The organism is Burkholderia sp. S-53, assembly GCF_025560745.1.
In the GTDB taxonomy this organism is placed as follows: domain Bacteria; phylum Pseudomonadota; class Gammaproteobacteria; order Burkholderiales; family Burkholderiaceae; genus Burkholderia; species Burkholderia pyrrocinia.
Window position 1 is genome coordinate 2,117,737 of the sequence record NZ_CP090483.1, and the last position, 22,948, is coordinate 2,140,684.

Consider the following 22,948-nt stretch of genomic DNA (forward strand, 5'->3'; position numbering starts at 1 on the left):
TCAGCAAGATTCGGTCAGCCTGTCTTAAAAAGGGCACGCATTTGACCTATGCTTAACGGCGATGTCCGGCCGCGTGCCGCCCCGCCATCCGTTGCAACAGCCATTCATCCGTCAGAACCAGGGAGCCTTTGCCATGCTGAAAAAGCTGCTGATGCTGTTCGTCGCGCTATCGCTGTCGCTCGCCGCAGGCCTTGCCGCGGCCGTCGAAGTCAACACGGCCGACCAGGCCGCGCTCGAATCCGTGAAGGGTCTCGGGCCCGTGAAGTCGAAGGCGATCATCGACGAACGCACCAAGAACGGCCCGTTCAAGGACGCCGACGATCTGGCGAACCGCGTGAAGGGCCTCGGCACGAAATCGGTCGGGCATCTCGAGGAAAACGGCCTGACGATCGGCGGCTCGGCGACGCCGCCGAAGGGCGTGAAGCTGTCGAAGCCGGCCGCGACCGCACCGGCCACCACGCCGGCGACGACGTCGGCAGGCACCGCGTCGACATCCACGACTGCGACGGCAGGCACGACGGCCACGGCGCCGGCACCGGCTGCAAGCGCACCGAATGCGGCCACGAAGCCGGCCAAGGCCAAGCGCGCGTCGAAGAAGGAAAAGGCGGCAGCGGCTGCAGCGGCATCCGCGGACGCGGGTGCGAGCGCACCGGCCGCAGCGTCGTCCGCGAAGGCGACGAAGGGTTCGAAGAAAAAGAGCAAGAAGGACAAGGCAGCCTCCGCCGCCGCGGCGTCGGGCGCCTGATATGCGCCGCGCGCGCGACGGCGTGCGCGCGGCATTCGTTCAACGGGCGCCGTCGTTACGGCGCCCTTCTCAGTAAAGGTGAAGAACCATGGGTCTCCTCGACATCGTCGGCGGTCTGATCGGCGGCCAGGCCGGCGGCAACTCGCAAAGCGCGCTCATCACGACCGCGCTCGAATTCATCAACAACCAGCCGGGCGGCCTGAACGGCCTGATCGAGAAGTTCAAGGCAGGCGGCGCCGGCGACATCATCGGCTCGTGGGTCGGCACCGGCCAGAACCAGCCGATCTCGCCGGACGCGCTGCAGAACGTGCTCGGCTCCGACGCGATCGGTGCGCTGGCAAGCAAGTTCGGCGTCGACCCGTCGATGGCATCGACCGTCCTCGCGCAGGTGCTGCCGCACGTCGTCAACCACGCGACGCCGGACGGCGCGGTGCCGGCCGATGGCCAGGCCCAGGTCGACCCGGCGAACGTGCTCGGCTCGCTGTCGCAGCTCGCGGGCATGTTCGGCGGCAACAAGCAGGGCTGAACCCGCGCCGCTTCGCGGCCCCCGCTTCATAGCCCGATCGGGCCGCTCCATAAGCAAACACCCCGCCGAGGCGGGGTGTTTGATTTTGCGCGCCCGGCGCGAACCGGGCGGGCGGCCGATGGCCTGCGATCAGTGAACGACGCGGTCGAACACGAACTTGCCGTCGTTGACGTCGACCGGAATCACGTCCTTCGGACCGAAGCGGCCCGCGAGGATGAGCTTCGCGACCGGGTTCTCGATCTCCTGCTGGATCGCGCGCTTCAGCGGCCGCGCACCGAACAGCGGATCGTAGCCGACCTTCGCGATCTGCTCGAGCGCCGCTTCCGACACGTCGAGCGCCATGTCGAGCTTCGCGAGCCGGTCGTGCAGGCGCGCCAGCTGGATCTTCGCGATCGACTCGATGTTGGTTCGGTCGAGCGCATGGAACACGACGACGTCGTCGATCCGGTTCAGGAACTCGGGGCGGAAATGCTGCTTCACCTCGAGCCACACCGCGTCCTTGATCTCGTCCTGCGGCGAACCCGTCATCGCCTGGATCACCTGCGAGCCGAGGTTCGACGTCATCACGATCACCGTGTTCTTGAAGTCGACCGTGCGCCCCTGCCCGTCCGTCATGCGGCCGTCGTCGAGCACCTGCAGCAGCACGTTGAACACGTCCGGATGCGCCTTCTCGATCTCGTCGAGCAGGATCACGCTGTACGGCTTGCGACGCACGGCTTCCGTCAGGTAGCCGCCTTCCTCGTAGCCGACATAACCCGGCGGCGCGCCGATCAGCCGCGCGACGCTGTGCTTCTCCATGAACTCGCTCATGTCGATGCGGATCAGGTGCTCTTCCGAATCGAACAGGAACGACGCCAGCGCCTTGCACAGCTCGGTCTTGCCGACGCCCGTCGGGCCGAGGAACAGGAACGAGCCGTACGGACGGTTCGGATCGGCGAGACCCGCGCGCGAACGGCGGATCGCATCGGCCACCGCGCCGATCGCCTCATGCTGGCCGACCACGCGCTCGTGCAGCTTTTCCTCGATGTGCAGCAGCTTCTCGCGTTCGCCCTGCATCATCCGCGACACGGGAATCCCGGTCGAACGCGACACGACTTCCGCGATTTCCTCGGCGCCGACCTGCGTGCGCAGCAGGCGCGGACGCGTCGGGTTGTGCTGCTCCTTCTCTTCGGCCTGCGTGACCTGCTTCAGTTGCGCCTCGAGCTGCGGCAGCTTGCCGTACTGCAGCTCGGCGACCTTCTCCAGCTTGCCGTCACGCTGCAGCCGCGCGATGTCCGCCCGCACCTTCTCGATCTCTTCCTTGAGCTGCGCGCTGCCCTGCACCGCGGCCTTCTCGACGGTCCAGATCTCCTCGAGGTCCGCATATTCGCGGCCGAGGCGGTCGATCTCTTCCTCGATCAGCTGCAGGCGCTTCTGCGACGCTTCGTCCGGCTCCTTCTTCACGGCTTCGCGCTCGATCTTCAGCTGGATCAGCCGGCGGTCGAGCTTGTCCATCTCTTCGGGCTTCGAATCGATTTCCATCTTGATCTTCGAAGCGGCTTCGTCGATCAGGTCGATCGCCTTGTCGGGCAGGAAGCGGTCGGTGATGTAGCGGTGCGACAGCTCGGCCGCGGCGACGATCGCCGGGTCGGTGATGTCGACGCCGTGGTGCAGCTCGTACTTCTCCTGCAGCCCGCGCAGGATCGCGATCGTCGCCTCGACGCTCGGCTCGTCGACGAGCACCTTCTGGAAGCGGCGCTCGAGCGCGGCATCCTTCTCGATGTACTTGCGGTATTCGTCGAGCGTGGTCGCGCCGATGCAGTGCAGCTCGCCGCGCGACAGCGCCGGCTTCAGCATGTTGCCCGCATCCATCGCGCCTTCGGCCTTGCCCGCGCCGACCATCGTATGGATTTCGTCGATGAAGACGATCGTCTGGCCCTCGTCCTTCGCGATGTCGTTGAGCACGGCCTTCAGGCGCTCCTCGAACTCGCCGCGGTACTTCGCGCCGGCGAGCAGCGCGGCCATGTCGAGCGACAGCACGCGCTTGCCCTTCAGCGTCTCGGGCACTTCGCCGTTGACGATCCGCTGCGCGAGCCCTTCGACGATCGCCGTCTTGCCGACGCCCGGCTCGCCGATCAGCACCGGGTTGTTCTTCGTGCGGCGCTGCAGGATCTGGATCGAGCGGCGGATTTCGTCGTCGCGGCCGATCACCGGATCGAGCTTGCCCGCGCGGGCGCGCTCGGTCAGGTCGACCGTGTATTTCTTCAGCGCCTCGCGCTGGCTTTCCGCGTCCTGGCTGTGCACCTGCGAGCCGCCGCGCACCGCCGCGATCGCGGCCTCGAGCGACTTGCGCGTGAGGCCGTGCTGACGCGCCAGCTTGCCGGCTTCGCCCTTGTCGTCGGAGACGGCGAGCAGGAACATCTCGCTCGCGATGAACGTGTCGTTGAGCTTCTGCGCTTCCTTGTCGGCCTGGTTCAGCAGCCCGACCAGTTCACGACCGATCTGGATGTCGCCACCGGTGCCCGTCACTTGCGGCAGGCGCGAGATGGCTTCGTTCAGCGCGCCTTGCAGCGCCTGGATGTGAACACCCGCGCGCGACATCAGCGAGCGGGCGGAACCGTCCTGCTGCGCGACCAGCGCGGCCAGCACGTGAACGGGTTCGATGTATTGATTGTCGCGGCCTGCGGCGAGGCTTTGCGCGTCCGAGAGTGCTTCCTGGAACTTGGTGGTGAGCTTGTCGATTCTCATTTAGTCGAGACCTCCAATTTTCGATTAACACCAAGATGAGGATGGTTATGCGGCTTTCAAGCGAAATTCGGGTTGATTCAGCGCAAAAAATCGCTGGATGGCAATGTCTCAGCCGGGGGCGGGACGCGGCCGGATCGCGGGACACGGCGCCCGCGTGTCAGCCGGCAGTCGACGGCGGCTCGACGGGCGCCGGCGATTCGTCCGGTGACGGCGCGGCGCGCACGAGCGCGACCGGACGGATGCCGAGCAAGGCCATGAGCGGCGACGCGGGTTCGACCAGTTCGCCGAGCGTGTGACGGTCGAGTTCGGCGAAGAACGCATCGCGTGCGGCCGCCAGCACGCCCTTCAGACGGCACTGCGGTTCGATCACGCAGCCGCGCGACTCGCCGCCGTCGGTCGAAAAGCAGCCGACCAGCGCGAAGTCGCTCTCGGTCGCGCGCACGACCTGGCCGACCGTCAGCTGCAGCGATTCGGGGAACAGCCGCAGCCCGCCGTTGCGGCCGCGGACCGTGTCGACCCATCCGAGCTCGCCGAGCTGCTGCACGACTTTCATCAGATGGTTCTTCGAGATGCCGTAGGCGTCCGAGATCTCCTGGATCGTCGCGAGCCCCTCGCCGCGCACGGCAAGGTACAGCATCACGCGCAGCGAATAGTCGGTGTAGTCGGTGAGTCTCATGGGCGAATACGGAAATGATCGATCGTCCCCCGATGACGTGAGGCGAGCCGATCGGCACGCGCGCGGGGCCGGCCGACGGTCCCGTTCCGCGACGCCGAGTTGCCGGGATCGCGTGCGCGCAATAAGATGCGTAACATCTACACGTTTTTAAGGGGTTGGTGGACGCTATTTTGCGTCAAAATCCTGCCGGCGTCCTGCCCGTTGCCCGCACCACCGCTCCGCTTTCGCCCAGATCTTCCGGCCCTTTTGCCATGACCGCCCTGCCCGCCTCGCCCGAAACCGCACCGGCCCGCCCTCTCGATGCCGAGCCGACCGAAGACAACATCCGCGATCTCATCTACGCGTTCTACGACCGCGTGCGCGCCGATCCGCTGCTCGGGCCCGTGTTCGACGCGAAACTGGCCGGCCGCTGGGACGACCATCTGCCGAAGATGGTCACGTTCTGGTCGAGCCTCGTGCTCGGCACCAAGGGCTATCGCGGCAACGTGCAGCAGGCGCACCAGCCGCTCGACGGGATCGAGCCGGCCCATTTCAGCCGCTGGCTGTCGCTGTTCCTGAAGACTGTCGACGCGCGCTACGCGCCGCCCGCGGCGATCCGCTTCATGGAACCCGCGCTGCGGATCGCGCAGAGCCTGCAGTTGAGCCGGTTCGGCTGGGATTATCGGATTCCGCCCGAGCAGCAGGCGCTGCTCGATGCGATCGCGCCGCGCCGCCGCGACGCGGGCGACGATCCGCACGCGTTGCCGTCGCGCGCCCGCGGCGAACCGTTTCCGACGAAGATCATCGGACGCAGCACCGACCCGGACGCGTAACGCGTACACATCACGCGCGACGCCTGGCGCACCTGCGGCACATCGCCGCATCGCCCGGACGCCGCGTTCAGCGCGGTGTGTTGCCCGATTCGACGCCCCAGCGCGCGAGCGCCGCATCGTCGGCGCTGCGCGCATCGACCCAGCGCTCGCCGTCCGGCGTCGTTTCCTTCTTCCAGAACGGCGCCTCGGTCTTCAGGTAGTCCATCACGAACTCGCACGACGCGAACGCATCGCCGCGATGCGCGGCGACCGTCGCCACCATCACGATCTGGTCGAGCGGCAGGAGCCTGCCGACGCGATGCACGATCGCGACGTCGATGCCCGGCCAGCGTCGGCCGGCCTCGGCGGCGATCTTTTCGAGCGCCTTCTCGGTCATCCCCGGATAGTGCTCGAGTTCCATCGCGGCGACCGAATCGCCTTCGTTCAAGTCGCGCACCGTGCCGACGAAGCACGCGACCGCGCCGATCTTCGGATTGCGCGCGCGCAATGCCACGACTTCGGCGTTCAGATCGAAGTCATCGGTCTGGATTCGTATCGTTGCCATCATCTGCCTCTGTCGACCCGAGTTAGCGCTTCAGCGGTTACTCGGGTCCCATGCAAAACTCAACCGCCCGTCACCGGCGGAAAGAACGCGACCTCGCAGCCCTCGGTGAGCCGCGTGTCGGGATCGGTCATCTCGTGATTGCACGCCATCCGCAATGCGCGCCCTTCGGCGAGCGTCTCGGCCCACGCACCGCCGCGCACACGCAGCCACGCGCGCACGTCGCCGACGGTCGTGACGCTGTCCGGCACGTCGGCCTGCTCGTCGGCGACGCCCAGCGCTTCTCGGACGCTTGCAAAAAATTTCAGCTGAATCTTCATGGTTCGGGAAGCCGTCGCGTTACGACAGCAATTCGGAAAACGGAATGAAACGCACGGTTTCGCCCGCGCTGATCGCGTGCTGCGGCGGATTGTCGATCAGGCCGTCGCCCCAGACCGTCGACGTCAGCACCGCCGAGCTCTGGTTCGGGAACAGGTCGAGGCCGCCGGCCGCATTGACGCGTGCGCGCAGGAATTCGTTGCGCCGGTCACCCTTGTTTTGCGAAAAGTCGGCGCGCAGCGACAGCGCACGCGGCGCGACGTCGCGCACGCCGGACAGGCGCAGCAGGAACGGCCGCACGAACAGCAGGAACGTGACGAAACTCGATACGGGGTTGCCGGGCAGCCCGATGAAGTGCGCATCGGGGCGATCGTCGCCGCGACGCACCGCGCCGTAGGCGAGCGGCTTGCCGGGCTTCATCGCGATCTGCCACAGCGCGAGCCGCCCTTCGGACTCGACGGCCGGCTTCACGTGATCCTCGTCGCCGACGGATACGCCGCCGCTCGTCAGGATCACGTCGTGATCGCGCGCGGCCTCGCGCAGCGTGTCGCGCGTCGCGGCGAGCGAGTCGGGCACGATCCCGTAATCGGTCACGTGGCAGCCGAGCCGCTCCAGCAGCCCGCGCAGCGTGAATCGGTTCGAGTTGTAGATCGCGCCGGGCTTCAGCGGCTCGCCCGGCATCGTCAGTTCGTCGCCGGTGAAGAACACCGCGACGCGAATCCGCCGTGCGACCGACAGTTGCGCACAGCCGACCGACGCGGCAAGGCCGAGCGCCTGCGGCGTGAGCCGCGTGCCGGCCGGCAGGATCACCGCGCCCTGCCGGATATCCGCGCCCTGCGCGGTGATCCACTCACCGGCTTTCGGCGTATGCAGGATCTCGACCGCGTCGCCGTCGGCCGATGCCTGCTCCTGCATCACGACGGCGTCGGCGCCGGGCGGCACCGTCGCGCCGGTGAAGATCCGCGCGGCCGTGCCGGCCGCGAGCGGCACGGCCGGATGACCGGCCGGAATCCGCTGCGACACCGGCAAACGCCGCTCGCCGTGCAGCAGGTCGGCGACGCGTACCGCATAGCCGTCCATCGCGCTCGTATGCATCGGCGGCACGTCGAGCGGCGAACTCACGTCGGCCGCCAGCACGCGGCCGAGCGCATCGAGCGTGGCAACGGTTTCGGTACCGGGCAGCGGCTTCGCGGCATCGAGCAGCGCGGCGAGCGCCTCGGCGGTCGACAGCATCGGCGCGCGCGGCGCCGCGGGATTCGGGTTCGACATCGATGGAATCGGGGATCGTTGGCATCAATACGTCATTGTAGCGACGCCGTCGCGCGGGCGCGCGATATGGCCGACATGCGAAAACTGTGATCGGCGCAAACGCGCGGGTCTGGCACCTGTTTCGCGCGAAGTGCGGCGGCAGGCACGCGGCGGACCGCCGAACGCCTGCTTATCGATGCGCGGCTGCACCGCACCGCCAAACGAAACGGCCGGAACCCCGATCCGTTCGACGAATCGGCATTCCGGCCGTCCTGCGCAGCCGGGCCTGCAGGCCCGGCCGTGCGTCACGCGCCCGTATGCGCGGCGATGAAGTCCTTCACCTGCTGCGCGTCGGCCTTCACGACCTCGAAGCGCTGCGGCAGCGCCTCGAGCCCGTCGAATGCGGCCGGCCGCTCGGCTTCGCGATCGAGCGCTTCACGGATCGTCTCGCCGAACTTGATCGGCTGCGCCGTTTCGAGCACGACCATCGGCACGCCGGCGTCGAGATGCTCGCGCGCCACCTTTACGCCGTCGGCCGTGTGCGTATCGATCATCGTGTCGTAGCGCGCGAACACGTCGCGAATCGTCGCGATGCGGTCCGTGTGGCTGCTGCGGCCCGACACGAAGCCGAACTCCGCGACACGCGCGAAATCGCCGCTCGCCGCGAGGTCGAAACCGCCCTTCTCCTCGACGTCGCGGAACAGCTGCATCACGCGCGCCGGATCGCGGCCGAGCAGGTCGAACACGAAGCGCTCGAAGTTCGATGCCTTCGAGATGTCCATGCTCGGGCTGCTCGTGTGATACGTGTTCTCGGCGCTGCGCACGCGATACGCGCCGGTGCGGAAGAACTCGTCGAGCACGTCGTTCTCGTTGGTCGCGACCACGAGCTTCGCGATCGGCAGCCCCATCATCCGCGCGATGTGGCCCGCGCACACGTTGCCGAAGTTGCCCGACGGCACCGTGAACGACACGCGCTCGTCATTGGACTGCGTCGCCGCGAAGTAGCCCTTGAAGTAGTACACGACCTGTGCGACGACGCGCGCCCAGTTGATCGAGTTGACCGTGCCGATCTTCTGCTGCGCCTTGAACGCGTGATCGTTCGACACGGCCTTCACGATGTCCTGGCAGTCGTCGAACACGCCTTCGACTGCAAGGTTGAAGATGTTCGGATCCTGCAGGCTGAACATCTGGGCCGTCTGGAACGCGCTCATCTTCTTGTGCGGCGACAGCATGAACACGCGCACGCCGGCCTTGCCGCGCATCGCGTATTCGGCCGCGCTGCCCGTGTCGCCCGACGTCGCGCCGAGAATGTTCAGCGCCTCGCCGTGCTTCGCGAGCGTGTACTCGAACAGGTTGCCGAGCAGCTGCATCGCCATGTCCTTGAACGCGAGCGTCGGGCCGTTCGACAGTTCGAGCAGCGAGATCGACGCGCCGTTCTCGGCGCCGAGCGTCTTCAGCGGCGTGATGTCGGACGCGTTCTCGCCGTGGCGCGTGTTGCTGTACACGTCGGCCGTATACGTGCGGCGCGTGATCGCGCGCAGATCGTCGGCCGGCACGTCGTCGCAGAACTTCGACAGGATCTCGAACGCGAGATCCGCGTACGACAGCGCGCGCCAGCGCGCGAGCTCGTCGGCGGACACCTTCGGATACTCGGCCGGCAGGTAAAGCCCGCCGTCCTTCGCGAGACCGCCGAGCAGGATGTCGGAGAACGTGTGGCGCTCGCCGATGCCGGCGCCGCGCGTGGAGATGTAGTTCATGTCGCCCTCGATCCTCAGTTCAGCGCTTCCATGCGCAGCTTCGTCACCTTCGAGACGACCGTCGCGAGGCTCTCGATTTGCGCGATCGCCGTGTTGACGCTCTTCTCGAGCGTCTCGTGCGTGATCAGGATGATGTCGGTCTCGCCGTTCGCGCCGTCGACCTGCTCAGATTCCTTCTGCAGCAGCGCGTCGATCGAGATGCCCGATTCGGCGAGGATGCGCGTGATGTTGGCGAGCACGCCCGTCTGGTCGGCCACCCGCAGACGCAGGTAGTAGCCGCTCGTGACTTCCTCGATCGGCAGGATCGGCGTGTTCGACAGGCTGTCGGGCTGGAACGCGAGGTGCGGCACGCGATGCTCGGGGTCGGCCGTATGCAGGCGCGTGACGTCGACCAGATCCGCGACGACTGCCGACGCGGTCGGCTCCGCACCCGCGCCCTTGCCGTAGTACAACGTCGTGCCGACTGCGTCGCCGTGCACGACGACCGCGTTCATCGCCCCTTCGACGTTCGCGAGCAGGCGCTTCTCCGGGATCAGCGTCGGGTGCACGCGCAGCTCGATGCCGCGCTCGGTGCGGCGCGTGATGCCGAGCAGCTTGATCCGGTAGCCGAGCTCTTCCGCGTAGCGGATGTCGGTCGCGTCGAGCTTGCTGATGCCCTCGACGTACGCACGGTCGAACTGCACCGGCACGCCGAACGCGATCGCGCTCATGATCGTCGCCTTGTGCGCGGCGTCGACGCCTTCGATGTCGAAGGTCGGATCGGCTTCCGCGTAGCCAAGCTCCTGCGCGGCCTTCAGCGCGGTCGCGAAATCGAGCCCGCGGTCGCGCATTTCCGACAGGATGTAGTTGGTCGTGCCGTTGATGATGCCCGCGATGTACTGGATGCGGTTCGCGGTCAGGCCTTCGCGCAGCGCCTTGATGATCGGGATGCCGCCGGCGACGGCCGCCTCGAACGCGACCATCACGCCCTGCTCGCGCGCGGCCTCGAAGATCTCGGTGCCGTGCACCGCGAGCAGCGCCTTGTTCGCCGTCACGACGTGCTTGCCGTTCGCGATCGCGCGCAGCACGAGCTCGCGCGCGATGCCCGTGCCGCCGATCATCTCGGCGATGATCGCGATCGACGGATCGTCGACGACCGAATTGAAATCGTCGGTGATCTGCGCGGCGCCGGCGTCGCCGCCGAGCGCAGCCTGCGCCTTGGCCGGGTTGCGCACGGCAATGCGCGCCACCTCGATGCCGCGCCCCGCGCGTCGCTTGATTTCTTCCTGGTTGCGGCGCAGCACCGTGAAGGTGCCGCTGCCCACCGTGCCGAAGCCCAACAGGCCAACTTTGATCGGTTCCATGCTGCGTGTGATCGATGAGTAAGAAGTAGTGAGTTCCGTGTGGTCCTGTCCGCTCAGGCCGAATGGCGCTTGCGGTAACCGTCGAGGAAGCGTGCGATCCGGTTGATCGAATCGGTCAGGTCGTCGAGGTTCGGCAGGAAAACCACGCGGAAGTGGTCCGGCGTCGCCCAGTTGAAACCCGTGCCCTGCACGAGCAGCACGCGCTCCTCGAGCAGCAGGTCGAGTATGAACTGCTGGTCGTTCTGGATCGGATAGATTTTCGGATCGAGGCGCGGGAACATGTACAGCGCGGCCTGCGGCTTCACGCAGGTCACGCCCGGAATCGACGTAAGCATGTCATACGCGAGCTCGCGCTGCTTGTACAGGCGCCCGCTCGGCACGATCAGCTCGTTGATGCTCTGGTAGCCGCCGAGCGCCGTCTGGATCGCAAACTGCCCCGGCACGTTCGCGCACAGGCGCATCGACGACAGGATCCCGAGCCCTTCGAGGTAATCCTTCGCGCGCCGGCGGTTGTCGCCGCCGAGGCCCGACACGGCCATCCAGCCCGCGCGGTAGCCGCACGAACGATAGCTCTTCGACAGGCTGTTGAACGTGACGGTGATCACGTCCTCCGACAGCGAGCCCATCGCCGTGTGCTCGAGGCCGTCGTAGACGATCTTGTCGTAGACCTCGTCGGCGAACACGATCAGCCCGTGCTGGCGCGCGATCTCGATCAGCTCCAGCAGCAATTCGTCGGAATAAAGCGCACCCGTCGGGTTGTTCGGGTTGATCACGACGATCGCCTTCGTGTTCGGCGTGATCTTGCGGCGGATGTCGTCGAGGTCGGGCATCCACGCGTTCTGCTCGTCGCACACGTAGTGCACCGGCGTGCCGCCCGACAGGCTCACCGCCGCCGTCCACAGCGGGTAGTCGGGCGCGGGCAGCAGCACTTCGTCGCCGTCGTTCAGGAGCGCCTGGGTCGCCATCACGATCAGCTCGGACGCGCCGTTGCCGATGTAGATGTCGTCGAGGCCGACGCCCACGACGCCCTTTTCCTGCGTGTAGTGCATCACGGCCTTGCGGGCCGAGAACACGCCCTTCGAATCCGAATAGCCCGACGACGCGGGCAGGTTGCGGATCATGTCCTGGATGATCTCGTCCGGCGCGTCGAAACCGAACGGCGCGAGGTTGCCGATGTTCAGCTTGATGATGCGATGGCCTTCTTCCTCGAGGCGCTTGGCGTGCTCGAGCACCGGGCCACGGATGTCGTAGCAGACGTTGAGCAGCTTGTTCGACTTCTGAATCGGTTTCACGACGACACGGTTCCTGGGTTGGCCTTGCGGCCGGGGGGACGGGATCAAAACTGGAAAGCGGCCGGTCTGTGCGCGCTGTCTAGACTGGGAAAAAGCGGGCGATCGGGCACGACTTGTGGCAGCGCGCGATGCAAGTGGCGCCCGGGGGCGACCAAAAAGTTATAATTTAGCGGATTTTGGCCGACTTTCGCAATGCACCATAGCCGCGCCGGGCCCGCGCCGTCAGGCGTCCCGCGTGCGCAGGCGCGCGAAACCGGCCACCCGGGCCCGTGCGGCCCTGCAACACATTCCCCTACGGAACCGCGGAATACCGATTTGAAACTGCACCAGGACGCGAGCGGCGCGCTCAACACCGTCACCGGCTACGGCCCCGATTATGTCGACGTCAATCTCGAACGTCATGAAACGAGCGTCATCGTGCTGCCCGGCGCGCCGGTCCAGGTATGGCCCGTGTCGTCGTTCGACGCGCTCGCGCCCGAGCATTTCGCGATGCTGCTCGACCCGCCCCCCGAACTCGTGATCTTCGGCAGCGGCGCGCGGCTGCGCTTCCCGCACCCGCGGCTGGTCGCCGCGCTCACGGCCAAGCGGATCGGCGTCGAGACGATGGATTTCCAGGCCGCGTGCCGCACCTACAACATCCTGATGGCCGAAGGCCGCAAAGTCGCCGCCGCGCTCTTAATTGAACGTTAATCGCCGATGCGGTAAAACTCGGGCCGGCGCAGCGGGTCGATCCCCGGATCGGCCCGGCCAGGCCGCCCGCCCCCGGCGCAACCCGCCGGCGGCCCGTCACAACAACCAACAGGCTCAAAATCCATGAACGATACGCCGCCGAGGCTACCGCTCAATCGCATCACGCTCGTCCTCCTGCTCGTCGCGCTCGCGATCGTCTGGTTCGCGCCGCTCGGGCTGCGCCACCTGATCCCGAGCGACGAAGGCCGCTATGCGGAGATGGCGCGCGAGATGTTCGTCACCGGCGACTGGATCACGCCGCGCTACAACGGCTACAAGTACTTCGAGAAGCCGCCGCTGCAAACCTGGCTCAACGCGCTGACGTTCGCGTGGTTCGGCATCGGCGAATGGCAGGCGCGCCTCTACACGGCCGTCGTGAGCTTCGCGGGCATCCTGCTCGTCGGCTTCACCGGCGCGCGCCTGTTCAACCCGCTGTCCGGCTTCCTCGCGGCCGTCGTGCTCGCAAGCTCGCCGTACTGGAACCTGATGGGCCACTTCAACGCGCTCGACATGGGGCTCGCGTTCTGGATGGCGCTGTCGCTCTGTTCTCTGCTGCTCGCGCAGCGGCCCGGGCTGCGCCCGGCCGCGGTGCGCGGCTGGATGTGGGCGTGCTGGGCCGCGATGGCGTTCGCGGTACTGTCGAAGGGTCTCGTCGGCCTGATCCTGCCCGGCGCCGTGCTCGTGCTCTATACGCTGGTCGCGCGCGACTGGGCGCTGTGGAAGCGCCTGTACCTGGTCAGCGGCCTCGTGATCTTCTTCGCGATCGTCACGCCGTGGTTCGTGCTCGTCCAGCAGCGCAACCCCGAGTTCTTCAACTTCTTCTTCGTCGTCCAGCAGTTCCGCCGATACCTGACCCCGGAACAGAACCGCCCGGGCCCGCTGTACTACTTCGTGCCGGTGCTGCTGGTCGGCTTCCTGCCGTGGCTGTCGGTCGCGTGGCAGAGCATCCGCCATGCGCTGCGGATGCCGCGCCAGCCGAACGGCTTCTCGCCGATGCTCGTGCTGCTGATCTGGAGCGCATTCATCTTCCTGTTCTTCAGCGCATCGCATTCGAAGCTGCTCTCGTACGTGCTGCCGGTCGCGCCGGCGCTCGCGCTGATCATCGGCGCGTACCTGCCGCTGATGTCGGCCGACCGGTTCCGCCGCCACCTGCTCGGCTACCTCGTGTTTTTCGTCGTCGCGGCATTCGGGATCATCTTCCTCGCATACCAGGGTGACGCCCGCACGCCGAACGCGCAGTATCGCGCGTTCCAGATGTGGCTGTACGCGGGCCTCGCGGTCTCGACCGCGCTGACGCTCGCGGCCGCGTGGCTGAATCGCCGCGCGGGCGTGGCCGCCGCGCTTGCCGCGTTCGGCGCCGCATGGCTCGCGTTCGGCACGATCGGCGGCACCGGGCACGACGAGTTCGGCCGCTACAGCTCGGGCGCGCTGCTCGCGCCCGCCGTACGCGCCGAACTGGCGAAGCTGCCGCCCGACACGCCGTTCTACTCGATCGAGATGCTCGATCACACGTTCCCGTTCTATATGGGCCACACGACGATCATGGTCCAGCGCCAGGACGAACTCGCCTTCGGGATCTCGGTCGAGCCGAACAAGTGGATTCCGACCGTCGACGAATGGATCACGCGCTGGAAGCAGGAAACCCATGCGCTCGCGATCATGCCGCCCGGCCAGTACGACACGCTGGCCAAGCAAGGCGTGCCGATGCGCGTGGTCGCGCGCGACAACCGCCGCGTGATCGTCGAGAAACCGCAATCGTAAGGACGCCCACCGCATGAATCCCGTTTCGTTCGTCTGCATCATCACCGGCGTGATGCTCAACGCCTGTGCGCAACTGCTGCTGAAAGCCGGCGTCAACGCCGTTGGACACTTCGAATTCAGCCGTGCGAACATCGTCCCGGTCGGCCTGAAGATCGCGACCCAGTTGCCGATCATCGGCGGCCTCGGCTGCTACGTGCTGAGCGTCGTCGTCTGGATCCTCGGGCTGTCGCGGGTCGACGTGTCGATCGCGTACCCGATGCTGTCGCTCGGTTATGTCGTCAACGCATTCGCGGCCTGGTACCTGTTCGGCGAGGTGCTGTCGGTCCAGCGGCTCGTCGGCATCGGCATCATCCTGATCGGCGTGCTCGTGCTTGCACGAAGCTGAGCATGCCTCGCGGCGTTAAGCGTTCGCCTACAAAAAATCACGGTACGAATCCGCCAACCGGTGTTTAATGCCGGTTTCGGTCGGGATCGCCCGACCCTTTTATTACACGCCATTACAGGCCAAAGCGTTCATGAGCCAGACTACCGCTCCGTTTCTGCCGTTCACCCGCCCCGAGATCGATGAGGAAACCATCCAGGGCGTCGTCGAAGTGCTGCGCTCGGGCTGGATCACCACCGGCCCGCAGTGCCAGAAATTCGAAGCGGCGCTGTCCGAATACTGCGGCGGCCGTCCGGTACGCGCGTTCAACTCGGGCACCTGCACGCTCGAGATCGGCCTGCGCATTGCGGGCGTCGGTGCGGGCGACGAAGTGATCACGACGCCGGCGTCGTGGGTCTCGACCAGCAACGTGATCCTCGAGACGGGTGCGACGCCCGTGTTCGCGGACATCGATCCCGTCACGCGCAACATCGACCTCGACAAGCTCGAGCAGGCGATCACGCCGCGCACGAAGGCGATCATCCCCGTCTACCTGGCCGGCCTGCCGGTCGACATGGACCGCCTGTACGCGATCGCGCGCGCGCACAACCTGCGCGTGATCGAGGATGCGGCGCAGGCGCTCGGCTCGACGTGGAACGGCAAGCGCATCGGCGCGCTCGGCGACATCGTGTCGTTCAGCTTCCACGCGAACAAGAACCTGACGACGATCGAAGGCGGCGCGCTCGTGCTGAACAACGAGGACGAGGCGACGCTCGCGCAGAAGTACCGGCTGCAGGGCATCACGCGCACGGGCTTCGACGGGATGGACTGCGACGTGCTCGGCGGCAAGTACAACCTGACCGACGTCGCCGCGCGCGTCGGCCTCGGCCAGCTGCCGCACCTCGAGCGCTTCACCGCGCAGCGCCGCGCGCTCGCCCGTGCGTATTTCGCCGCGTTCGACGGCGGCCCGGCCGTGCAGCTCGGTGTCGGCCTGCCGGTCGCCGAATTCGAGAACGGCAACTGGCACATGTTCCAGATCACGCTCCCGCTCGAACGGCTGTCGATCCCGCGCGCCGAGTTCATGGCGCAGATGAAGGAACGCGGCATCGGCACCGGCATCCACTACCCGGCGATCCATCTTTTCACGCTGTACCGTGCGCGAGGCTTCAAGGAGGGCATGTTCCCCCACGCCGAACGGTACGGCGCGTCGACCGTCACGCTGCCGCTCTTCACGCAGATGACGGAGAGCGACGTGCGTCGCGTGGTCGACGCCATCAACCAGATTTGCGAACAATACGGAAAATAAGCGTACATGAGTCACCTTGAAGCACGCGCCGGGCATCCGGGCGCCGGACACCTGGACGCTGGCCGGCCCGAAGTATCGGTCATCATCCCCGTGTACAACGAGGAAGATGGCCTCGCCGCGCTGTTCGCGCGGCTGTATCCGGCACTCGACGCACTCGACGCGTCATACGAAGTGATCCTGATCAACGACGGCAGCCGCGACCGCTCGGCCGCGATGCTGGCCGATCAGTTCCACGTGCGCCCCGACACGACGCGCGTCGTGCTGCTCAACGGCAACTACGGGCAGCACATGGCGATCCTCGCGGGCTTCGCACAGTCGCGCGGCGAGATCGTCATCACGCTCGACGCCGACCTGCAGAACCCGCCCGAGGAAATCGGCAAGCTGATCGCGAAGATGCGCGAAGGCTACGACTACGTCGGCTCGATCCGCAAGCAGCGCCAGGACAGCCTGTGGCGACGCAAGGCGTCGCAGGTGATGAACCGGCTGCGCGAGCGCATCACGCGCATCAAGATGACCGACCAGGGCTGCATGCTGCGTGCGTACAGCCGCCGCATCATCGACACGATCAACGTGTGCGGCGAAGTCAACACGTTCATCCCCGCGCTGGCCTATACGTTCGCGCAGAACCCGACCGAGATCGAGGTCGCGCACGAGGAGCGCTTCGCGGGCGAGTCGAAGTACTCGCTGTACAGCCTGATCCGGCTGAACTTCGACCTCGTGACGGGCTTCTCGGTCGTGCCGCTGCAGTGGCTGTCGTTCATCGGCGTGATCCTGTCGCTCGGCTCCGCCGCGCTGTTCGTGCTGCTGCTCGTGCGGCGCTTCATCGTCGGCGCGGAAGTGCAAGGCGTGTTCACGCTGTTCGCGATCACGTTCTTCCTGCTCGGCGTGATCATCTTCGCGCTCGGCCTGCTCGGCGAATACGTCGGCCGCATCTACCAGCAGGTGCGCGCACGGCCGCGCTACCTGATCCAGGCCGTGCTCGAGCAGCACGACGGCATGCCGGCGGTGCCGGCCGGCGCGAACCGCGCGGGAGCCGTGCAATGAAGCCGCGCGCGGTCGTCTTCGCGTATCACAACGTCGGCGTGCGGTGCCTGCAGGTACTGCTCGCACGCGGCGTCGACGTCGCGCTCGTCGTCACGCACGAGGACAACCCGAACGAGAACATCTGGTTCGGCAGCGTCGCGTCGGTCGCCGCCGAGCACGGCATTCCGGTCGTCACGCCGGCCGATCCCGCCGATCCGGCGCTGCGCCGCGCGGTAGCGGACGCGCAGCCGGATTTCATCTTCTCGTTCTATTACCGGCACATGCTGCCGGTGGACCTGCTCGCGATCGCGCCGCGCGGCGCGTACAACATGCACGGTTCGCTGCTGCCGAAATACCGGGGTCGGGTACCGACCAACTGGGCCGTGCTGAACGGCGAGACCGAAACCGGCGCGACGCTGCACGAGATGGCCGCAAAACCCGACGCGGGCGCGATCATCGGCCAGACCGCGGTGCCGATCCTGCCGGACGACACGGCCACGCAGGTGTTCGACAAGGTCACGGTGGCCGCCGAGCAGACGCTCTGGCGCGTGCTGCCCGCGCTGCTCGCGGGCGAGGCGCCGCACCTGCCGAACGATCTCGCGACCGGCAGCTACTTCGGCGGGCGCAAGCCCGAAGACGGCCGCGTCGACTGGACGAAGCCGGCCGCGCAGGTCTACAACCTGGTGCGCGCGGTCGCGCCCCCGTATCCGGGCGCGTTTACGGACGTCGACGGCACGCGTTTCGTGATCGCGCGCGCGCGCCTCGCGGCGCCCGGCAGCGCGGCAGCGGCGGCCGCGGCAGATTTGCCGCCCGGCCTGCACGTAAGCGATAATGCGCTATTCGGCGTCTGCGGCGACAGCCGCGCCCTATCCATTCTCGAGCTGTGGCAGCAGCGCGACGGCAGCGAAACCGTCGTGACGCCCGCGGAATTCGCGCAGTTCATTCATTCTTCCCGTCATTCATGAAAGCAAAAAAAGTCCTGATCCTGGGTGTGAACGGCTTCATCGGCCATCACCTGTCGAAGCGCATTCTTGAAACCACCGATTGGGAAGTGTTCGGCATGGACATGCAGACCGATCGGCTTGGCGACCTCGTCAACCACGAGCGGATGCATTTCTTCGAAGGCGACATCACGATCAACAAGGAGTGGGTCGAGTATCACGTGAAGAAGTGCGACGTGATCCTGCCGCTCGTCGCGATCGCGACGCCCGCCACCTACGTCCAGCAGCCGCTGCGCGTGTTCGAGCTCGACTTCGAGGCGAACCTGCCGATCGTGCGTTCGGCCGTCAAGTACGGCAAGCACCTCGTGTTCCCGTCGACCTCCGAGGTCTACGGCATGTGCTCCGACGAGCAGTTCGACCCGGATGCATCGGCGCTCACCTACGGCCCGATCAACAAGCCGCGCTGGATCTACGCATGCTCGAAGCAGCTGATGGACCGCGTGATCTGGGGCTACGGGATGGAAGGCCTGAACTTCACGCTGTTCCGTCCGTTCAACTGGATCGGCCCGGGCCTCGACTCGATCTACACGCCGAAGGAAGGCAGCTCGCGCGTCGTCACGCAGTTCCTCGGCCACATCGTGCGCGGCGAGAACATCAGCCTCGTCGACGGCGGTTCGCAGAAGCGCGCGTTCACCGACATCGGCGACGGCATCAGCGCGCTGATGAAGATCATCGAGAACGCGAACGGCGTCGCGTCGGGCAAGATCTACAACATCGGGAATCCGAAGAACAACTTCTCGGTTCGCGAACTCGCGCACAAGATGCTCGAACTGGCGGCGGAATACCCCGAGTACGCCGATTCGGCCAAGCAGGTGCAGCTCGTCGAAACGACGTCCGGCGCCTACTACGGCAACGGCTACCAGGACGTGCAGAACCGCGTGCCTAAGATCGACAACACGATGCAGGAGCTCGGCTGGGCGCCGCAAGCGACGTTCGACGACGCGCTGCGCAACATCTTCGAAGCGTATCGCGGCCACGTCGCCGACGCGCGCGCGCTCGTCGAACAGCAAAGCTGATCGGGACGTTCGCTTGGCTCGCATCGTCCTCAAGATCGACGTCGACACGCTGCGCGGCACGCGCGAAGGCGTGCCGAATCTCGCGCGCATCTTCGACCGCTTCAATGCGCGCGCGACCTTCCTCTTCAGCCTCGGGCCCGATCACACGGGCTGGGCGCTGCGGCGCGTGTTCCGCCCCGGCTTCCTGAAGAAGGTGTCGCGCACGTCGGTGGTCGAACACTACGGCGTGAAGCAACTGATGTACGGCGTGCTGCTGCCGGGCCCCGACATCGGCCGCCGTGCGATCTCCGACATGCGCGCGATCCACGAGGCCGGCTTCGAATGCGGGATCCACACGTGGGATCACGTGTACTGGCAGGACAACGTCCGCGCGCGCGATCGCGACTGGACCGCGCGTGAAATGCAGAAGAGCCACGCGCGCTTCATCGAGATCTTCGGCGCACCGCCCGTCACGCACGGTGCGGCCGGCTGGCAGATGAACGACTCCGCGTTCGAGCAGATCGATGCATGGGGGATGCGCTACGCGTCCGACGGTCGCGGCCATACGCCGTACCTGCCCGTCGTCGGCGGCCGCACGCTGTCGCACGTGCAGATGCCGACGACGCTGCCCACGCTCGACGAAGTGCTCGGCATCGACGGCGTCGACACGCACAACGTCGCCGCGCACATCCTCAAGTTCACCGAAACCAATCCGCACGACCAGGTGTTCACGCTGCATGCGGAACTGGAAGGCCAGAAGCTCGCACCCGTGTTCGAGCAACTGCTCGCCGGCTGGCGCGCGCAAGGCCACACGTTTGCGACGATGGGCGACTACCACGCGACGCTGGACCGCGACTCGCTGCCATCGTACCCTGTCACGTGGGGCGAAATCCCCGGCCGCTCCGGCGAACTGATCGTCCAGCCCGACTGAGTTCGCACGCGAGCCGGCGTCGCCCGCAGCGCCCTTGCGGCGCGCTGCCGCGACGCCCCGCCGAACCGCGCCGCCGTCGCGGCGCCTTTCCATAACAACAGGAGAAACACGTGTCTGTCGAAGTTGACCGTCAAGTTCCCGATTTCACCGCACCGGCCACGGGCGGCGACATTTCGCTGTCCGACCTGAAGGGCAAGAAGCTCGTGCTGTACTTCTATCCGAAGGACAATACGCCGGGCTGCACGACCGAAGGACTGCAGTTCCGCGATCTCTATCCGAAGTTCAAGAAAGCCGGTGCGGAAGTCATCGGCGTGTCGCGCGACAGCCTGCGCTCGCATGACAATTTCAAGGCAAAGCTCGAGCTGCCGTTCCCGCTGATCTCCGATGCCGACGAGGCGCTGTGCGCGCTGTTCGATGTCATCAAGATGAAGAAAATGTATGGCAAGGAAGTGCGCGGAATCGAGCGCTCGACGTTCCTGATCGACACTGACGGCGTGCTCCGTCAGGCATGGCGCGGCATCAAGGTACCGGGGCATGTCGACGACGTGCTAAGTGCTGTACAAGCGCTTTGAGGCGCGTTATATTGGGCCGCAATGAATGCCAGTTCGCCCCATATTTCTCGTAGCTGCGCCGGTGCCCGATGCGATGCTTTCCGGCACTTGACACGCATCACGACGGTATCAGCCGAGCCGCATGTCCCTGTCGACGGGGCAGCGGCTTTTTTTATGGATTGCGCGCCGGCCCTCGGTCCGGCCCTCACCCCGTCAAGGAGCTGATCGACACTTAGGCGAACCGGCTAGACGAACTTCCTGTGCGCCACCGCGCGCAAACTGCATGCGTCTACGTCACGCAGGATGCGATCAGCGGCGCACGCCATGCGACACGATTCCTCCCGAGGGACACCATGCCTTTGCCTACTCCCCCCAGCAAGCTCGGCAGCCTGCTGCCGCCCGACGAATACAAGGCGAAAGCGCGGCCCGCGAAAGCCGCGAAGAAATCCGCCGAAGGGGACGCATCCACAGCCGGTGACTATGGTCCGGCGAGCGTGGCCCAACCGATGATTGAAGCCGCGAACACGGCCGCGCCGCTGCGCGCCGTCGCGTCTTCGGCGCAAGAAACCGCGAGCGCACCCGCACGCGGACGCAGAAGCAAACAGACGGCCGCACTGTTGCAGCCGATGCCGGCGCACGCCGAACCCGCGACGCCGGTCGTCGCGCGCAACGACAAACCGGCCGCCGACAAACCGGCCGCGGCTTCCGCGCGCGATGCCGGCGCTGCGACGAAATCGCGCGGCCGCAAGCCCGCCGAAGCCGAACTGCAGAAACTGTTCGTGCTCGACACCAACGTGCTGATGCACGACCCGAGCAGCCTCTTCCGCTTCGAGGAACACGACGTCTATCTGCCGATGATGACGCTCGAGGAACTCGACAACCACAAGAAGGGGATGTCCGAAGTCGCGCGCAACGCACGCCAGGTCAGCCGCACGCTCGACTCGCTCGTCGCCGATGGCGGCCCGATCTCGGCCGGCATCCCGCTGTCGCGCCTCGGCAGCCGCGAGGCGCTCGGCCGCCTGTACTTCCAGACGAAGCTCGCCGACATCGCGCCCATCGAAGGCTTGCCCGAAGGCAAGGCCGACAACCAGATCCTCGGCGTCGTGCGCGCGCTGCAGCGCGACCGGCCCGACCGCCTGGTCGTGCTGGTGTCGAAAGACATCAACATGCGGATCAAGGCGCACGCGCTCGGCCTGCCCGCGGAAGACTACTTCAACGACCAGGTGCTCGAGGACTCGGATCTCCTGTACAACGGCGTGCGCGAGCTGCCGCAGGATTTCTGGACCAAGCACGCGAAGGGCATGGAGAGCTGGCAGGACACGAAGACGGGCACCACGTACTACCGCGTGACGGGCCCGCTCGTCGCGTCGATGCTCGTCAACGAGTTCGTCTATCTCGAGCCGCAGAACGGCGAGCCGACGTTCCACGCGATCGTCCGCGAACTGAACGGCAAGACGGCGCTGCTGCAGACGCTGCGCGACTACAGTCACCACAAGAACAACGTGTGGGGCATCACCGCGCGCAACCGCGAACAGAACTTCGCGCTGAACCTGCTGATGAACCCCGAGATCGACTTCGTCACGCTGCTCGGCCAGGCCGGCACCGGCAAGACGCTCGTCGCGCTCGCGGCCGGCCTCGCGCAGGTGCTCGACGACAAGCGCTACAACGAGATCATCGTGACGCGCGCGACCGTGCCCGTCGGCGAGGATATCGGTTTTCTGCCCGGCACCGAGGAAGAGAAGATGCAGCCGTGGATGGGCGCATTCGACGACAACCTCGAAGTGCTGCAGAAGACCGACGACGCCGCCGGCGAATGGGGCCGTGCCGCGACGCAGGAACTGATCCGTTCGCGCCTGAAGGTGAAGAGCATGAACTTCATGCGCGGCCGCACGTTCGTCGACAAGTACCTGATCATCGACGAGGCGCAGAACCTGACGCCGAAGCAGATGAAGACGCTCGTCACGCGCGCGGGCCCCGGCACGAAGATCGTGTGCCTCGGCAACATCGCGCAGATCGACACGCCTTATCTGACTGAAGGCAGCTCGGGCCTGACCTACGTCGTCGACCGTTTCAAGGGCTGGGGCCACAGCGGCCACGTGACGCTCGCACGCGGCGAACGCTCGCGGCTCGCCGACTACGCGTCGGACATCCTGTAACGCGGCAGGCCGGCCCGCCGGCCGGCTTTCGACGCATCGCGGCGCTCCGTTTCCGGAGCGCCGTTTTTATTTGGGGTCGAAAACGAAGGTAACGCGTCGTCACGCAACAGCCCCACTTAGCGACGAAACTTCAAGTAAATTCTCAGGAA

The 22,948-nt window shown here is 66.4% G+C and carries 21 protein-coding genes and 1 pseudogene; 13 read left to right on the forward strand and 9 right to left on the reverse strand.

Going from position 1 to position 22,948, the window contains the following annotated elements; genetic code table 11:
- Positions 1-133: 133 nt before the first annotated feature.
- Together LXM88_RS14730 and LXM88_RS14735 are read left to right on the forward strand one after the other, a co-directional pair.
- The gene (locus LXM88_RS14730) at positions 134-745 is read left to right on the forward strand and encodes a ComEA family DNA-binding protein (RefSeq protein WP_262532335.1); all 612 of its coding nucleotides are present in this window, start codon (positions 134-136) and stop codon (positions 743-745) included.
- Between the two features lie 88 nt (positions 746-833).
- Positions 834-1,271 (forward strand): YidB family protein, encoded by a 438-nt coding sequence (locus LXM88_RS14735; RefSeq protein WP_262532337.1) that lies wholly within the window; start codon positions 834-836, stop codon positions 1,269-1,271.
- 129 nt (positions 1,272-1,400) lie between these two features.
- Here LXM88_RS14735 and clpB read toward each other — a convergent pair whose 3' ends face one another.
- Together clpB and LXM88_RS14745 are read right to left on the reverse strand one after the other, a co-directional pair.
- Positions 1,401-3,998: an ATP-dependent chaperone ClpB gene (gene clpB, locus LXM88_RS14740; RefSeq protein WP_096471086.1), complete on the reverse strand. Its 2,598-nt coding sequence runs from the start codon at positions 3,996-3,998 to the stop codon at positions 1,401-1,403.
- 157 nt (positions 3,999-4,155) lie between these two features.
- Positions 4,156-4,674: an Rrf2 family transcriptional regulator gene (locus LXM88_RS14745; RefSeq protein WP_262532340.1), complete on the reverse strand. Its 519-nt coding sequence runs from the start codon at positions 4,672-4,674 to the stop codon at positions 4,156-4,158.
- A gap of 251 nt (positions 4,675-4,925) precedes the next feature.
- Here LXM88_RS14745 and LXM88_RS14750 point away from each other — a divergent pair, with 251 nt between their 5' ends.
- Entirely contained in the window at positions 4,926-5,486 is a 561-nt protein-coding gene (locus tag LXM88_RS14750; RefSeq protein WP_262532342.1) for a group III truncated hemoglobin, read from the forward strand.
- Between the two features lie 67 nt (positions 5,487-5,553).
- Here LXM88_RS14750 and LXM88_RS14755 read toward each other — a convergent pair whose 3' ends face one another.
- From LXM88_RS14755 to LXM88_RS14780, 6 genes are all read right to left on the reverse strand, one after another.
- A complete protein-coding gene (locus LXM88_RS14755; RefSeq protein WP_262532345.1) occupies positions 5,554-6,030 on the reverse strand; it encodes a molybdenum cofactor biosynthesis protein MoaE in 477 nt (158 codons plus the stop codon).
- 59 nt (positions 6,031-6,089) lie between these two features.
- Positions 6,090-6,347: a molybdopterin converting factor subunit 1 gene (moaD, locus tag LXM88_RS14760; RefSeq protein ID WP_011352296.1), complete on the reverse strand. Its 258-nt coding sequence runs from the start codon at positions 6,345-6,347 to the stop codon at positions 6,090-6,092.
- A 19-nt stretch (positions 6,348-6,366) separates the two neighbouring features.
- On the reverse strand, positions 6,367-7,614 hold the full coding sequence (locus LXM88_RS14765) for a molybdopterin molybdotransferase MoeA (RefSeq protein ID WP_096471090.1): 1,248 nt from the start codon (positions 7,612-7,614) through the stop codon (positions 6,367-6,369).
- Positions 7,615-7,898: 284 nt separating this feature from the next.
- A complete protein-coding gene (gene thrC, locus LXM88_RS14770) occupies positions 7,899-9,350 on the reverse strand; it encodes a threonine synthase (RefSeq protein WP_262532358.1) in 1,452 nt (483 codons plus the stop codon).
- A gap of 14 nt (positions 9,351-9,364) precedes the next feature.
- Positions 9,365-10,693: a homoserine dehydrogenase gene (locus tag LXM88_RS14775; RefSeq protein WP_047900868.1), complete on the reverse strand. Its 1,329-nt coding sequence runs from the start codon at positions 10,691-10,693 to the stop codon at positions 9,365-9,367.
- Between the two features lie 53 nt (positions 10,694-10,746).
- A complete protein-coding gene (locus LXM88_RS14780) occupies positions 10,747-11,985 on the reverse strand; it encodes a pyridoxal phosphate-dependent aminotransferase (RefSeq protein ID WP_047900869.1) in 1,239 nt (412 codons plus the stop codon).
- A 315-nt stretch (positions 11,986-12,300) separates the two neighbouring features.
- Between LXM88_RS14780 and LXM88_RS14785 the strand changes: the two genes are divergently transcribed.
- From LXM88_RS14785 to LXM88_RS14825, 9 genes are all read left to right on the forward strand, one after another.
- The gene (locus LXM88_RS14785) at positions 12,301-12,675 is read left to right on the forward strand and encodes an Mth938-like domain-containing protein (RefSeq protein WP_262532365.1); all 375 of its coding nucleotides are present in this window, start codon (positions 12,301-12,303) and stop codon (positions 12,673-12,675) included.
- Between the two features lie 123 nt (positions 12,676-12,798).
- A complete protein-coding gene (locus tag LXM88_RS14790) occupies positions 12,799-14,475 on the forward strand; it encodes a glycosyltransferase family 39 protein (protein ID WP_262532368.1) in 1,677 nt (558 codons plus the stop codon).
- Positions 14,476-14,488: 13 nt separating this feature from the next.
- Entirely contained in the window at positions 14,489-14,860 is a 372-nt protein-coding gene (locus LXM88_RS14795; RefSeq protein ID WP_124498620.1) for an EamA family transporter, read from the forward strand.
- Positions 14,861-14,990: 130 nt separating this feature from the next.
- Positions 14,991-16,142, forward strand: coding sequence for a DegT/DnrJ/EryC1/StrS family aminotransferase (locus LXM88_RS14800; protein WP_262532372.1), 1,152 nt, complete (start codon positions 14,991-14,993; stop codon positions 16,140-16,142).
- A gap of 6 nt (positions 16,143-16,148) precedes the next feature.
- Positions 16,149-17,186, forward strand: coding sequence for a glycosyltransferase (locus LXM88_RS14805; RefSeq protein ID WP_262532374.1), 1,038 nt, complete (start codon positions 16,149-16,151; stop codon positions 17,184-17,186).
- Positions 17,183-18,130, forward strand: a complete 948-nt coding sequence (locus LXM88_RS14810) for a formyltransferase (protein ID WP_262532377.1) — start codon at positions 17,183-17,185, stop codon at positions 18,128-18,130. Before LXM88_RS14805 ends, LXM88_RS14810 begins: the two co-directional genes overlap by 4 nt.
- Entirely contained in the window at positions 18,127-19,182 is a 1,056-nt protein-coding gene (locus LXM88_RS14815) for a bifunctional UDP-4-keto-pentose/UDP-xylose synthase (RefSeq protein WP_262532380.1), read from the forward strand. The genes LXM88_RS14810 and LXM88_RS14815 overlap by 4 nt, the downstream gene beginning before the upstream one ends.
- Positions 19,183-19,195: 13 nt before the next feature.
- Complete coding sequence (locus LXM88_RS14820; protein ID WP_047900876.1) at positions 19,196-20,092, forward strand: polysaccharide deacetylase family protein; 897 nt, start codon at positions 19,196-19,198, stop codon at positions 20,090-20,092.
- A gap of 110 nt (positions 20,093-20,202) precedes the next feature.
- Entirely contained in the window at positions 20,203-20,664 is a 462-nt protein-coding gene (locus LXM88_RS14825) for a peroxiredoxin (protein ID WP_124583670.1), read from the forward strand.
- A gap of 192 nt (positions 20,665-20,856) precedes the next feature.
- Here LXM88_RS14825 and LXM88_RS14830 read toward each other — a convergent pair.
- Positions 20,857-21,101: pseudogene (locus LXM88_RS14830) on the reverse strand (hypothetical protein); the annotation flags it as partial.
- Between LXM88_RS14830 and LXM88_RS14835 the strand changes: the two are divergent.
- A complete protein-coding gene (locus LXM88_RS14835; protein ID WP_262532389.1) occupies positions 20,997-22,799 on the forward strand; it encodes a PhoH family protein in 1,803 nt (600 codons plus the stop codon). The pseudogene LXM88_RS14830 and the gene LXM88_RS14835 overlap by 105 nt on opposite strands.
- Positions 22,800-22,948 lie beyond the last annotated feature (149 nt).